Origin of the sequence: Pseudoalteromonas sp. Of7M-16, assembly GCF_022347805.1 — a bacterium.
Lineage (GTDB): Bacteria > Pseudomonadota > Gammaproteobacteria > Enterobacterales > Alteromonadaceae > Pseudoalteromonas > Pseudoalteromonas luteoviolacea_F.
On sequence record NZ_JAKRFY010000040.1, the window covers coordinates 1 to 14,410 of the forward strand.

Here is a 14,410-nt window from a genome sequence, read left to right on the forward strand (position 1 = left end):
TTCAGGGTGACGAGTTTAGGTTCAGGGCTACGGGTTTGGATTCAGGATCACGAGTTTAAGCTCAGGGTGGCGAGTTTAAGTTCAAACTAACTATACACACCCCTGCCTATCCGTCATTGTGGGCTTGCCCTGCAATCCATGTTTTGTGATGAATGTTGTGGACCCTGAAACAAGTTCAGGGTGACGGGTTTAGGTTCAGGGTGACGTATTAACGCTTAAGGTTGCACCCTGTCTTCAATACTTGTATACCTAGTCGTGGTTCCCCAAAAAAACACTTAAACATTAAACAACGTAGTCTATCTGCTGTACTAACTTTGGCTTACCCTGCTCATCCAGATAAAAGCCTGACTTGCGAATGACACCTTTTAACTCGCCTTCCTCTCTGATATTGAGTGGCGTGTCGACATTTTGCAGTGCAATCGCCCCAATATTCGCCTCAGACAAAGACACAAGCTTATCTTCACTTTTGTTTTTCACCCAAACTTTTAAGCTTTCAAATACTGCGTCATTTTCATCAATAAACCCGTTACCATCCTCGTCATACTTCGCTAGGTCGGCAAAACCGTTACCGCTCAAAGCACCAAACAGCTCTTTACCATCGTCGATTTTATTGTTGTCATTTAAATCAAGCGCCAAAAATCCATAGCCTTTTTTTAAATGGGCCACACTGTCCGCTTTCCCGTCAGCGTCAATATCAAAGTTCATATGCTCTTTATCAAGTTCTACTGCCTTGTTTGTAAAACTGATAATTAGCGGGTCTTTCATATTAACGTCTTCAATTGTGCGTTGATAACTAGTGTGTGATTGCGCGAAAACAGACTTAAATGCAAAGGTGATCTGTTCACCGCTTTCAAGTTGGATTTGCCCGCCAGCTTTAAAGCTATTAGATTGCTGTTCATGAGTTAAGCGCTCAACAATAACGTGGGTTGGCTGCTCGGTCTGCTCTGCTACATTTTCTACGCCGTTTATATTCGCTTCTGAATCAGCAATATCTTTTCCAATAGTATCGTCATACCAATCGACCTCTTCGCCAGTTAACTTTTGAACCAACAACTTAAGGATATACATCTTGGCATCACTGTTTATATCAATATCCGCTTTCTCAGCCTCAGTTTGATACAACTGAACTTTCTCTTCTGCCATTTGTGCTCGTGCCTCTACAGGCTGAGATATATCTGTCCGCTTTTCAACAACATGAAGCCGACTTTCATGTTTATTGGCCATTTCGATTTGTGCATTTTCAATTTTCATAGCTCCTCCAAGCCCATCCATGCGCATAGGTTATCGGCCTAAACGAATATTATTTGAGCAATAAAAATGAATTTAGAGGCGGGTGAACACGCTAATTTGTAGGTTGAACTTTACACACGCACTGCACCTTTGAAATGCTGGTATGGCATATCTTCGTATTTACGGATCAGCTGATTTAGCTTGCTGTGCATATCGCCAATCGTTAAAAAGTCCCCTTCAGCCCACACTTTGATTGACGTGCATCGTTCACCATTAATTTCAGTATATATAAAGTAAACGTTATTTACGTCCAAATTGATATGTAGCTCAATAAACCAATCATCATCAACATATAACAACCAAGGCCCAGAACTAGCCGCTTGTTCAATCAATGCGCTTGGGCTCAATGGGTAGAAACTTTTTAACACAGATTCATCTTCTGCGTAGAACTCATTTTCTTGGTTGTATTCCAGCCTGTGCAAAGCAACCTCTCGAAAGTCGTCTTCAAAACTCACACTGACTTGGGCGAAATAACGCGCCTTGTACAACTCACCAATCCCATCTCGATTAACAGCATTGGTATCAATTTCTGCGTGATAAATGTACTCAGCTTGAGGATCTGTAATAAATACTTTATCGATATTCACGACATCAACACTACCTGGTTCGATGCTAAAAAGTTCAGTAACACTTCTATCATCGGTTGGCTTGTTAGACCTATTTAGATAGACAATGTATAAATAGATACTCGCAATTAATATAAGCAATATGAATAGATGCACAGCTTTCTCCGCAATCACAACCAACGCATAACCAAGCCGGAAATTTAATCAAAAGTGAATGGATAAGTCTAGTAGTATGCCCTTAAGGCTATCGTAAAAAAATGCTTGTTGCGCCTATTAATAAACATGGAGCACAGATAAATTTGAAAATGATACTCCACAGGTGTGAGCCCCAAAGAGGCTCACAATGAGCGGTATGAGTAACTACCTAATAATTACCGAAGCAGGTAAGCGAGCATCACAGTCGTATTTAATATCCCCGATGTCGGTTAGCGGTACACTTTTCACACAATAACCATCGGCGTAGTTCGTCGTACCGAAGTGCGGATTCTTTGCACTTCCAACAATACGGTTAGATGCAAAATGCGTCATGCCACCATATAGCTGCATCGAAAACTCGTAGGTCGGGTGACCTCTACCAGTTTTGTGGCTACTGCGGATCGTTACTTGATTATTGCCTATAAAATGAGGACCTCTCGCCTGTATCCCTCTAAAGGCTCTTTGCAAATCAATGGTATTGTTAGAAATAACATTCCCTTCGCAAGGGTAAATAAGACAATATGAAGATATCGCTGCCCCAGTTGTACCAATTGTTTTATTGTTTACAGAGTCACTCAACCCACTCGAAGTAATCTTGTTACGATTAACGGTAGTATTTCCTGTTTGGATTTTTATGGCTCTTTTTCCAAAGTTGTTAATCGTATTGTTGCTCACAACGCCGGGATAACAAGCCGTGTTGCAATGTATATCCTGTAAATGAATCGCATCAGCATCTAAATAACCAAATACATTATTAATGGTATTGCCAGTTACATTGACTGATCCTATGAAAGAACCGTAAATCACAATCCCTCTATGTGCCAAATGAATTTTTCCAACCAAACTCGTGCCATTGAAATACTTATCAGCGCTTGTATCATATCCTCCAATGTTTTCTATGGTATTGAATAGAATATCAATATTCCCGCTATTTTTGATTTGGATCGCACGTGCTGGGTAAATCTCCGTGTAATGCCCAACAGATCCGTTTTTAAAATTTGTGCCTAAGAAGTTTCGAATAGAGGCCCTCTCCACCGTAAAACCATTTAAGCCAATGGCTTCAATTCCTTTCGCAGCGCGCGACCTACCATCAATAAGCATATTGTAAACTTTGCTGCCACCGGCATTGTGTGTGAATTTAATCATCGCCGCATTATCTGCAAATTTAGTTTTGGCATATATGCGTGTGTTTTCACCTACCCCCATGATCTCTAGGGGTCGATTGATCCAAAGCGGTTCTGTTAGACCTATTTGCGCCCAGCAAATTTGTATCGCATCAACACTTCTATCAGCAATCAGTTTTCTTAAGGCAACTTCTCTGTACTCATGCCCTTTTTTGAAGTCTGGATCAGCGCACAAGTACGCTATGTTTTTTGCAAAAGCATCACCAGACAAAATTAAAAGTAATATTCCAAAACATATTTTTTTCATTTTTTCTCCTTATGAAAAATATAAAACTGGGTACACCAATCAATTTATACACTCTTGAAATACCAAGAGCGAAAAACAGATAACCCCCATATAAGCGTGTCAAACGCACATTTTTTAGGGCTGTGCCCTTGTTTGGGTAAAAGACCACAGTCCGACAAAGGCCATTCTTATTTACTGCTCAATCAAACTTACAATTGTTTCCTCCAGATAATTTAGATACATATCTAAATAGGTTTCACCATTTTTATCATCTGACAACCAAGGATTCATTAGTGTATGACGCAATACAAACAACGCGTTGTCTTGATATTCAGCCTTTTCAATATCAGTTACAAAAGAGCCTGAGTCTAACCCCAATTTACTACACAAACTTTGTGCAACTGAGTCATCGATATTTTTCCTGAAAATAGAGGTATATGAACCAATAAACTCCTTGTTAAACAAGGGAGTCGTTTTCTCAATTTTTATATGCTCGAATACCTTACGGGTAAAATCATTTAGAACCCGAGTACTGGCATTTCCAGCTGGGTTTATCGCCAAACAAATCAGATTCGTGTCAGGCTCCATCGGTGTGATGAGCGTTGCCTTGCCCTTTAGCTTATCACTCAATGTAGATATTTTATGGTAAAACAATTCGGTAGTCCGAATTGTGCTGGCGGGTAATTTGCCAAACTGCTCAGCATTTAATGGCAAAACGTTTTGCGCGACATAACTCGCAGCTGCGGCCGCTCCTGGTTTAGAGCCTTCCATTATGTACTGTCCAAGCTGGTTTAGCTTTGGCTCAGGCTCAACAAAGCGGTTCTTTTTATCAAATACATAAGCGGCCTCTTGCACAACAAATCCACACATATTCTTATTTCTGGCAATAAATGCACCACTACCATAAGGCATATAACCTAGCTTATGTGGATCAACGGTAATTGAATCTGTATCTTTGAGTGCCGCAAAAGCATCGTACACTTTGACTGATGGAAAATGTTCAAATCCGGCTTTTACTTCATCATGTGAACGCAGATTGTTGTCTTCATTTTTAAAAACAGAGGATAAATACCCACCCCATGCAGCGTCTATATGAATGTAATAATTAAGCGACTCATCACGGATCATCTGCTCACGTAAGGTAACAATATCGGAAATCGGATCTACTGTGCCGAATTCTGTTGTTCCCAAGACACCTATTACTGCTAATACCGTTCGATTTTCAGACTTTGCTTTGAGTAACAGTAATCTCAGCGCTTCAGGATCAAGTCGCATTTTATCGTCAGTTGGTACATGCCATAAATTTTTACTGCCGAACCCTAGAATTTTCATTGCTTTTACCCAAGAGTAATGGGCTGTAGCAGGAACTAACACAACAGGTTGTTTTAACTCTTTATGCTGCTCAAAGAAGTCGATATGTCCTTGATGTTCAATGCGCTGCTCTCTCAGTAGTTGGATCAGTTCATCGTACTTGTCATCCCCCATCGCTTTGAGTTGGTTCAAACAGTTAACGCGTACTTGTATCACTTCATCTATTGAGAGGTTCATCAAATCCCATGTTGACATATGATGCAATGAGCGACCTTTTCCATCAACAAAGTCAATATCAGCCAGCTCGCCACAGCGTTTTACGGCAAGCGGATAATACTTAACAGAGCGAAACATCCAAAGGCTCTGATAATTGGCCACAGTGCCACCCGAGGTCAGATGTCCCCATGCAACCGGGCCATTGCGATGGTCTAAATTATAGCCAAACATGGCTGCTAGGTTATTACCAACTTCAAGCTCCATTTTAACTGTAACGGGCGCGGCTTCTTCGGTTACATTGTTTGGGTTATATAAGGCTGTGATAAATTGCCCCAACATACCTGGTAACAAAACATCAGATGCCATATGACCGATATAACGAGGGTTTGAAAATGGCACTGACTGTTTTAGATCGGCACTGAGTTTATGCAGCTCCTGTTTAGTTTTAGCCATGGTTTCAAGGTAGTGAGAAGATTGCTTTTCAAGAATAGAAACCGGCGGCAAATCTTCTGGGTGAAAGCTTCGCCGCCAATAAACATGATCACGGAAAAATTCTAAAAAAATATCCTCAAATTCATGATTATTTTCACCATAAGAACCAAGGAAATAAGGAGAGAAAAGGCGTATATCCATATTAATTTACTCAAATCTAGATAAAAAATAACTCAGCATACCGAAGCTGTCTGACTACCTTTGCGCCGCCACTCCAATACGCTGTTACACTATGCGTTGCCAAAAACCCAGTCGCCAGTTCAACGGCGATACAAAATGTGGCCCCATATAGAATACGTTTCGTAGACTGTGTTATTAATCAGAAAGTTACAGAAGTGGTGTTTATTGATAGTTAATTTGAGGTAGAACAAGTTTTAAACAAAAAACCGTTTTTAGTGCACCACATGGTTTTGGAATACCTAGAAGAAGCTTCTAGGTATTCCAATCCTATTTACTTAAAAAGTAAAACGCACCGTCACAGAATGGTGCCCAGCTTCTTTTACTTTTACCAGAACTTTAGCCCCATCAGGAATACTTACCGCCGCTGTCAACTTATTGTCTCCAGCTGAAGTTAATGTGGCGTCAGATTTTTTGCCACCAGCAAGCACTGTTACCGATCCGGTTACCTTAGCTGTAGGGTAAGGCTTACCGTGATCGCGCAAGTACAGACATGTGCCCGCTTCCTCACGGACTAGTTCAAAGACCATTTCATGCTCTACTTTAACTACGCCCCCGTGAAGTGGCTGAGTACTCCCGTGTGCGCTGACCGATGGTGCAAAAACAAGGGTTTTTAATGCAAGCAAAATAACGATTATGATTGATGTTTTCATATTTTAGTTCTCATAGTTTTATTAATAATTAAAAGCAGCAAACTTGGTGGTTATATAGGTGTTGCTGCACAAACCTGTTTAAACCAACTCGTTTGAATTTTTTCTAAGCCACGCTTTTGTGGGTTTTTTACCAAACTTCCAATACAGCAAAGGGGTCAGTAAAGTATCCAACAAGGTCGAGCTTATCAGCCCAGAAAAAATCACAATGGCTACTGGGTGAAGTATTTCCTTCCCCGGTTGATCCGCCGCCCACAACAGTGGAATTAGAGCAAATGCCGTGACCATGGAAGTCATTAAGACAGGAGACAAACGTTCTTTTGCTCCTCTTACAATCAGTGCCTTATCAAATGACTCTCCTTCAAACCGAATTAAATTAAGGTAATGGCTTATTTTTAAAATACCATTACGTGCCGCAATGCCAGTCAGTGTTATAAAGCCCACCACAGACGCAACCGACAGTGACGTAGAGGTAAGCCACATGGCTGTTACTGCACCAATTAATGCCATAGGCAGACTACACATGATAATGGCTGCAAAAGCCCAAGACTGATAACGTAAATACAAGACTAAAAAAATCAGCACAAACGACAACGCTGACAGACCGATGAGCAGCCGCATTGCTTGTTCTTGGGCCAAAAATTGCCCTTCTAAACTCGCAAAACTATCATCTGGTAATGCATGATTTTCGACAACTTCACGTATAGCAACCATTAGCGCTTTTACATCCACGTTTTCACTATTAGCGTAGAGCACAAGGCGACGACGGCCATTTTCTCTAAGCACTTGGTTGGGCCCATCAAGCAATTGAATATCAGCAATATAGGATATGGGAATGGCTCCCGCAGGCGAGTCAATTAGAGTGTTCGCAAGCGCTTGTGGTGTTCGACCTGTATCATCTAAGCGCAATACCAAAGCAAAACGTTTTACCCCATCAATCACGTCTGTAACGTGCGTGCCTTCGGTTAAAACACTTAGCTGACGCAGTGCTGCCCCGGGTGTCAGTCCATACTTTGCCAATTCTTCATACTTTATACGCACACTAAGCTGAGGAATTAATACTTGTTTTTCAATATTAATGTCCACTAAGCCGGGGATTGATTCTAGCTTCTTGCTTAAAGCCTGCGCACTAATTCGCAAAGCTTCTAAATCATCGCCAAAAAGCTTTATCGCCAGTTGTGCCCTAACACCTGATAGTAAATGATCGAGTCGGTGCGAGATCGGTTGACCTATTGCAACTTGCCCTGGCAATACAGATAATTTCTCACGAATTTCTGCCAGTACTTCTTCGCGGCTACGCGCAGATGAAATAAGATCGACATCAATTTCCGAAGAATGTACACCTTCCGCATGCTCATCTAACTCAGCCCGACCTGTACGCCTACCTACTTGTGTAACTTCGGGTACTGATAACAAAATAGACTCTGCCAAATGTCCCATCTTGTTTGATTCTTCGAGCGAAGTACCCGGTTCAAAAATAACACCAAGCACCAATGACCCTTCATTAAATTTAGGTAAAAAAGCGCGTGGAAACTGAGTAATACTGGCAGCTGAGATCACCGCGACTAAACCTGCTATGGCAATGAACTGGGTTGACTTAGGTATTGCCCACTCTATCCATAAGCTTTGCATATATTTCAGCTGCGTCACTAACCAGCTATCTCCTTGATGGATCACTTTGGATTTTGGCAGCAAGTAGTAGCAAAGTACTGGCGTAACTGTCATTGACACCAGTAATGACCCGAGAATCGCAACGATATACGCTAAACCAAGCGGGGAGAATAACCGCCCCTCTATGCCCGGTAGGGCAAATAGAGGAAGAAATACCAAAATCACTATCGCGGTTGCATATACAATACCCGAACGCACCTCAACACTCGCTTGCCAAACCACATTAAAAATAGGCTTTGGTTCTTGTGATTGTGCATTTAACTTTAAACGCCTGAGAATATTCTCCACATCCACAACAGAGTCATCCACCAGTTCACCAATTGCAATCGCAAGCCCTCCCAAAGTCATCACATTAATGCTTTGCCCCATCCACTGAAATACAAGGACTGTTAAAGCCAACGACAATGGGATAGCAAGCAGCGATATGGCCGTGGTTTTTACCGAGAGTAAAAATAGAAACAAGATGATGGTCACCATAATGGCACCATCTCGCAGGGCTTCGGTGACGTTATCAATTGAGGATTGGATAAAGTCCGCTTGCCTAAAGAGTACTTGTGGCGCAGCCAAACCAGCAGGTAATCCTGAGTTTAGCTCCGCAAGTGCTGATTCAATTTGTGTTGTCAGCTGCACAGTATCAGCACTAGGTTGCTTTTGAATATTGACGATCACGGCGGGTTTGCCATTGAAGCCGCCATCCCCTCGCTTTTCGGCTTCCACGTAACTGACCGTTGCCACTTGTGAAAGCACAATTGGACGCCCTGCTTGCCACCCAACTGCCAGGTTTTGTAGGTGACTTTCATCGAGAGTGCGCCCTTGATGTCGGATCAAGTACTCCTGATTATTCAAGTCGATAAAACCGCCGCCAAAATTCGCAGCAAAGTCTTCCAGTGCACCTTGGAGGGTATCTACATCGATATTAAATTGGCGCATTCTCACGGTGTCTGGTGCAACTCTAAGCTGACGAACTTGCCCTCCAATGGGGATGACTTGAGAAATACCGGGGATCGACAATAGTCTTGGCCGCAATACGAAATCAGCATATTCTCGCGCCGCCATTGCGTTTATACTGCCGGGATCGTTAATGGGTAAAGCAATTAACATCACTTCTCCCATGATAGACGATACGGGCCCCATAACTGAATTGATCCCGTTAGGAAGTTGTTCCGATGCCAAATCCAGTCGTTCCGAGACCAATTGCCTATTTCGATAGATATCCGTATCCCACTCAAATTCGACATAAATGATGGATAACCCGATCCCTGAAGTAGAGCGAATACGCGTAACCCCTGTGACACCATTGAGTAAGTTTTCCAAAGGGAATGTAACCAGTTGCTCAACTTCTTCAGGTGCCATTCCTCCAGCTTCAGTCAACACGGTAACAACCGGTTTGTTCAGGTTGGGAAAGACATCGACAGGCAGCTTTTGCCCTTGTATGACCCCATAAGCCATCATCACAAAAGCGATAAGCAAAACCACCAGTCGGTGCTTTAAGCTAGTTCTCACTAAGACATTAAACATGATTGGCTCACCTCACTTGGTTAAGTAGCGACGCACCGGTTACCACTACCCGGTTGTCTGCACCTAATCCTTGAGTTACCAACACAAAACCCGGCTGCAAATTTTCATATTTAACCAGTTGAGGCAAAAACCGTTCAGCCGAGAGTTTGATCCACACTTGAGGCAAGTTGTTTTGACTGCGAACAATGGCATCAGCAGGTAACACTATGCCGCGCTGTTGCTCATTTATAGGAGCTTGAATCGTAATTCGTTGGTTAACCAACAGCGCCGGAGCTTCAATAGTTTTTTCAAGTTCAAAGTTAACATGGATCAGCCCGTTTACACGCAGAGGGGTGTGACCAATATAATTAAAGTTAAGTGATGGCTGCGTTATTGCCTTAGCGGTTGTTAACTTCGCAGGTAGATGACTGTCATTAGTGCTCGCCTCAACAATGAGCTGCTCAGGTGAGATTACTTCAAACAGAGTTTGTCCCGCTTCCACCCATTGCCCGCGAGAGACTGCGTGGTTGATCAAGACGCCTGAAACAGGTGAAATTAACACTTCAGGTTTTTCGAGGCCTTTTTGCAATGCTTGTGCCTGTTGCTTTAAGCTCAATAACTCGGTTTCAAGTTGCTCTAAAGCTTGTTTAGATGCCAGCTCACCCAGTTTCTTTAAACGGCTCACGTCACGCTTGGTTTGCTCTATGCGATTTCGAATCGCGATTAACTCACTAGTTTGGCTGGCAAGCTCGTAATCGGTATCTTGATATCGAATGAGCCCCAACACATCACCTGCGACTACTTTGCTGCCACTTGGCAAAACCCCCGCTTCTGGTGCATCCAAACGACCATCACGGCTAGATTGAATTTTGGCATAACCAGCTGGGTGAGGCTTTACAATCGCATCTAAACGAACGTGTTTGGCCGCCATAGATTCTGTTGCAAAGTGGGTTCTAATATTGAGCAGAGCCTGATGTTTCATTGGCATAATGACTGAACCATCTGATTGTCGGCCAAGCCCACCTTCTGCGCGATTAGCTTTCTGATCTAGGTGTTCGCCATTAGGGCCATGGGCACCGGGTGAAGCCATTACATGTCCAGCTTGCAAGAAAAATACGCACAATAAAGCGTGTTTTAGTTTCATTATTTACGCTCCTTAAATTGACGACCAATCCAAAAACCGATGACAAACACCATTAACCCAATAGCAATACCCCACCAAGGCGTTTCATGGTGATGAGCTGTGTTGTGATTTTCTTTCACCAATTGAGGCGCTTCGTTTGCAAGGTATGCAACCAAAAGATCACCAAGATCTTCTGTCATGATTGTCAGCACTATTTCATGTGTTCCGCGCTGATTCAGTAAAGCGACGATTGCCTCGTTGCTTAGGGTGTAGGCTTTCATTTGCGCAGAATACGTGGCGCTGGCGCTTAGGTCGCCAAGTTCTATTTCTATCGACGCCCCCGATATTGGTGCATTTGATTTAAAATCATGAAGGTAAATGAGCAGCTGGTTCTCAGATAGTTCTCCAGCAAGCTCAAACGTTTCGGTGAAACTTTCAAACTTAGGTTTGTTGGAAACCGAAACTTGCTTTGTGGTATCCAAGTGCTCTCCATTTGGACCGTGGGCTCCCGGTGAAGCATAAGCACCAGATAGAAAAAATAGCGATGAAAACACAGCAAATAGCAATCTATACGCTGTCCGCTGCCAATTTTGCAGCAAAAATATTTTTAAAAACATAATAAATCCAATAAACGACAAAACCAGCCAGAGCTAATATGCACTGACCGTAACAATGTAATTTTGGATTAAACCTTAGGGGGCGGTGTTGTATGTTTTATAAAAGGGGGAGACCAATTGGCATCTAACGAGGCAATCGGGCCAGTTGGTTTAATTTCAGGTTCTGTAGTTTGAGAAACTTCAACAATAGCGGTAACACAGCATTCCAGATCTTGGTTAATGTGCTCTACAGCTTCTTTTGTGAATGATAGGGTAAATTCACCGTCGTCTTCATGCTCATGACTGTGTGGTTGGCCAATTTCATGGAGTAGACTATGCTCATCTCCTAATGACTTATGCTCTCCTTCATGCACAACGCTTCCGAATACCTGAGTACTCAGAACGCAAAACATGATAAATATGAGAGTAAGTTTACGCATTAGTTGAACGATAAGTTTAAATTCTTTTTGATGCTAGCATTGAATTTGCTAAAGCTCAATTTATAAATAACGGATTTTTAGCTTGAATGTGAATGCACCTATTTATTTAATGGCTGATATACTCCCTTAAGCCCACCTTTATAAATAGACAGCGATATTGGCTATGCGGGCCTATTGGTAACCAGAATAGCCATTACATCTTCATCTTTATTGCGTAAATTTAGCTTTGATTCAATTGCAATAAATCCCATTTATTTCCGTATAAATCTTGGAAAACAACCACGGTACCGTACTCTTCCACACGCGGCTCTTCATTAAATAAAACACCATTTGTTTTCATCAACTCATAATCACGCCAAAAGTCGTTGGTGTGTAAAAACAAAAAAACACGCCCGCCACTTTGATTGCCCACCGCCAACTTTTGCTCATCAGAGCTTGCTTGGGCTAAGAGTAAATTAGTGCCATTCGAGTTAGGAGGCGATATTTGCACCCAGCGCTTCCCTCCCCCTAAGTCTGTATCTTCTACCAGCGTAAATTGTAGTTTTTGCGTATAAAAATCAATAGCATCATCGTAGTTATCAACAACGAGGGCCACGTTGCCAATTTGCTGCTGTGTAATTTTTGACATAACAGTGTCCAATATTAAAAAGCCAAGTGTAACCTTAAATTACTTTACACAGAAAAACTTATCCCATTTGCTCGTTTTTTTAATCGATTACCTTGCGCTCCAGCCAATTGGTACGGCTCACTGAATAGCAAATATGGTTCACAAAATGGTCGTACAAATACTCTGCATCTCGTTTGATATCTTTGCGGCCCAACCCTAAGCGTGTCGCAATCGCCTGACTTTTATAATTATGCTCCGCAATTGACAAAGAGACTTGCTCCAATTGCAATTCAGTAAAAGCATAATCCACAAGGTAAGCAACACACCTCGTCGCTATGCCTTGTCCTTGGGATTTTTCTGCTATCCAATACCCGATATTGGCACAGCGGTTGATTTTATCAATCGGATGATAGCCACACATTCCTACTAGCGAATTATTACTATATATTCCGCCCATAATACCGAGGCCATCATGATACTGTTGATGTGTTGATTGTATAAATGCTTCTGAATCTAGGTGAGAATTAGTTAAATCGAGCCAAGGAAGCCACTCTTTTAGGTAAGACCTATTTGCCTCGACTAAAGAAAACAGCGTTTGCGCATCTGAAATATCAAGTAACTTAACACTTAACCCACAACTTACCTCGAGTTTAACCACAATTTTTCTCCTTGTTGATAGCACCAAAAACACATAAAAAAGGAACCAAGTTTTAATCAAAATCGACCATTAAACCCTATGTCCCCATAAAGAAACTAACAAGCCAAAGGGCAATTGTGAAGTAGTTACACTAATATTCTGAACAATTTATCAAATCAAATAATTAACATACTTTTAAACCCTCTTTTATTCACAAAGCTGTAGACTATGGGCAATAACATATTTCACTAGGTTAGTAATGAAACCATCACTATTATCTATTATTTTGACAGCGACCCTGCTGGGTACAGGCTGTCAACAAACATCAAGCCAACCGGGCAATATACAGCCCGACGAGCAGAAGACCATTAGAGTCGCAACATTCAATGTGAGTATGGAAGCAACCAATTACCAGATTGAAGACAAGCTAGATACATCAGGAAATGTGCTGACTAACGCTCTGAAAAGTGGTGAAGTGCAACAAATCAACAACATCGCACAAATCATTCAACAAACTCGCCCTGACATTATATTGTTAAATGAGTTCGACTATATTGCCGACGCCGAGCTTGGTATTAACTTGTTTAAGCAGCAATATTTAGAAGTCGCTCAAAATGGTTTTGAGCCAATAACCTACCCATACGTATACCTTGCGCCAGTTAATACGGGGGTCAAAACACCGCTGACTGGAAAAGACAGTAAATTAACGCACTATGGTTTTGGGAAATATCCGGGTCAATACGGCATGGTAGTGCTGTCAAAGTATCCGATAAACTCAAACCAAGTGCGTACTTTTCAAAAGTTTTTATGGAAAGATATGCCTGACAACTTAATGCCTACAAACCAAGACGGCAGTCATTGGTACGCCAAGTCAGAAAGTGACATCATGAGGCTTTCCTCTAAATCGCATTGGGATATCCCCGTCAAAGTATGCGATCAACAACTCAACGTGTTAGCAAGCCACCCTACTCCGCCTGTGTTCGATGGTCCGGAAGATAGAAATGGAAAAAGAAATCACGATGAGCTTAGGCTTTGGAAAGACTATATTTCTGACTCAGGGAATAGCTACATATATGACGACGCAGGTATAACCGGCGGTATTAGCAATCAGTCGTTTGTTATTTTGGGCGACTTAAATGCCAGTGATGTAGATGGAGACGCTCATCCAAACGCCATAAGACAATTGCTGACACACCAGAGAGTCAACAATTATGCAGCCCCCGAATCTAGAGGCGGACAACTGAATAAACCGCAAAATCCAAATGCAGCCACACACACTGCGCACTGGGGAATGAGGGCTGATTATGTGTTGCCGTCGAGCAATTTAGCAGTGGTCAATAGCGGGGTTTTCTGGCCCGCAAAAGATGAACAAGGCATTGAGCTTGTTGCCGATAGAGCAGCTTCATCAGACCACCGATTAGTTTGGGTTGATATCGCTTTATCATCAATCTGTTCAAAGTAGACTTTGCAAACAGCTGATTGGTAAAATCCAATCAGCTGCATGTATTCTCTATTGTCCTATAACGACAATA

General features: G+C 42.2%; 12 protein-coding genes. 1 reads left to right on the forward strand and 11 read right to left on the reverse strand.

Going from position 1 to position 14,410, the window contains the following annotated elements; translation table 11 throughout:
- Positions 1-282 precede the first annotated feature (282 nt).
- The 11 genes from MHN81_RS26485 to MHN81_RS26535 form a co-directional block, all read right to left on the reverse strand.
- A complete protein-coding gene (locus tag MHN81_RS26485; protein WP_239427187.1) occupies positions 283-1,251 on the reverse strand; it encodes a hypothetical protein in 969 nt (322 codons plus the stop codon).
- Positions 1,252-1,361: 110 nt separating this feature from the next.
- A complete protein-coding gene (locus MHN81_RS26490; RefSeq protein ID WP_239427188.1) occupies positions 1,362-2,012 on the reverse strand; it encodes a hypothetical protein in 651 nt (216 codons plus the stop codon).
- 204 nt (positions 2,013-2,216) lie between these two features.
- Complete coding sequence (locus tag MHN81_RS26495; protein WP_239427189.1) at positions 2,217-3,482, reverse strand: hypothetical protein; 1,266 nt, start codon at positions 3,480-3,482, stop codon at positions 2,217-2,219.
- Between the two features lie 171 nt (positions 3,483-3,653).
- The gene (locus tag MHN81_RS26500; protein WP_239427190.1) at positions 3,654-5,621 is read right to left on the reverse strand and encodes a pyridoxal-dependent decarboxylase; all 1,968 of its coding nucleotides are present in this window, start codon (positions 5,619-5,621) and stop codon (positions 3,654-3,656) included.
- A gap of 314 nt (positions 5,622-5,935) precedes the next feature.
- Positions 5,936-6,310: a hypothetical protein gene (locus tag MHN81_RS26505; protein WP_239427191.1), complete on the reverse strand. Its 375-nt coding sequence runs from the start codon at positions 6,308-6,310 to the stop codon at positions 5,936-5,938.
- A gap of 78 nt (positions 6,311-6,388) precedes the next feature.
- Positions 6,389-9,496, reverse strand: a complete 3,108-nt coding sequence (locus tag MHN81_RS26510) for an efflux RND transporter permease subunit (RefSeq protein ID WP_239427192.1) — start codon at positions 9,494-9,496, stop codon at positions 6,389-6,391.
- Positions 9,497-9,503: 7 nt separating this feature from the next.
- Positions 9,504-10,619, reverse strand: coding sequence for an HlyD family efflux transporter periplasmic adaptor subunit (locus tag MHN81_RS26515; protein ID WP_239427193.1), 1,116 nt, complete (start codon positions 10,617-10,619; stop codon positions 9,504-9,506).
- On the reverse strand, positions 10,619-11,215 hold the full coding sequence (locus tag MHN81_RS26520; RefSeq protein WP_239427194.1) for a hypothetical protein: 597 nt from the start codon (positions 11,213-11,215) through the stop codon (positions 10,619-10,621). The genes MHN81_RS26515 and MHN81_RS26520 overlap by 1 nt, the downstream gene beginning before the upstream one ends.
- Positions 11,216-11,283: 68 nt before the next feature.
- On the reverse strand, positions 11,284-11,568 hold the full coding sequence (locus tag MHN81_RS26525; protein WP_239427195.1) for a hypothetical protein: 285 nt from the start codon (positions 11,566-11,568) through the stop codon (positions 11,284-11,286).
- 286 nt (positions 11,569-11,854) lie between these two features.
- Positions 11,855-12,262, reverse strand: a complete 408-nt coding sequence (locus MHN81_RS26530; protein WP_023401000.1) for a VOC family protein — start codon at positions 12,260-12,262, stop codon at positions 11,855-11,857.
- A 79-nt stretch (positions 12,263-12,341) separates the two neighbouring features.
- Positions 12,342-12,899 (reverse strand): GNAT family protein, encoded by a 558-nt coding sequence (locus MHN81_RS26535; RefSeq protein ID WP_239427196.1) that lies wholly within the window; start codon positions 12,897-12,899, stop codon positions 12,342-12,344.
- A gap of 238 nt (positions 12,900-13,137) precedes the next feature.
- Between MHN81_RS26535 and MHN81_RS26540 the strand changes: the two genes are divergently transcribed.
- Positions 13,138-14,340, forward strand: a complete 1,203-nt coding sequence (locus MHN81_RS26540; protein WP_239427197.1) for an endonuclease/exonuclease/phosphatase family protein — start codon at positions 13,138-13,140, stop codon at positions 14,338-14,340.
- Positions 14,341-14,410: the final 70 nt, after the last annotated feature.

Coding starts and splice junctions, on each gene's coding strand:
- MHN81_RS26485 (WP_239427187.1), bottom strand. CDS start 1,251: ATGAAAATTGAAAATGCACAAATCGAAATGGCCAATAAACATGAAAGT.
- MHN81_RS26495 (WP_239427189.1), bottom strand. CDS start 3,482: ATGAAAAAAATATGTTTTGGAATATTACTTTTAATTTTGTCTGGTGAT.
- MHN81_RS26500 (WP_239427190.1), bottom strand. CDS start 5,621: ATGGATATACGCCTTTTCTCTCCTTATTTCCTTGGTTCTTATGGTGAA.
- MHN81_RS26505 (WP_239427191.1), bottom strand. CDS start 6,310: ATGAAAACATCAATCATAATCGTTATTTTGCTTGCATTAAAAACCCTT.
- MHN81_RS26510 (WP_239427192.1), bottom strand. CDS start 9,496: ATGTTTAATGTCTTAGTGAGAACTAGCTTAAAGCACCGACTGGTGGTT.
- MHN81_RS26515 (WP_239427193.1), bottom strand. CDS start 10,619: ATGAAACTAAAACACGCTTTATTGTGCGTATTTTTCTTGCAAGCTGGA.
- MHN81_RS26520 (WP_239427194.1), bottom strand. CDS start 11,215: ATGTTTTTAAAAATATTTTTGCTGCAAAATTGGCAGCGGACAGCGTAT.
- MHN81_RS26530 (WP_023401000.1), bottom strand. CDS start 12,262: ATGTCAAAAATTACACAGCAGCAAATTGGCAACGTGGCCCTCGTTGTT.
- MHN81_RS26540 (WP_239427197.1), top strand. CDS start 13,138: ATGAAACCATCACTATTATCTATTATTTTGACAGCGACCCTGCTGGGT.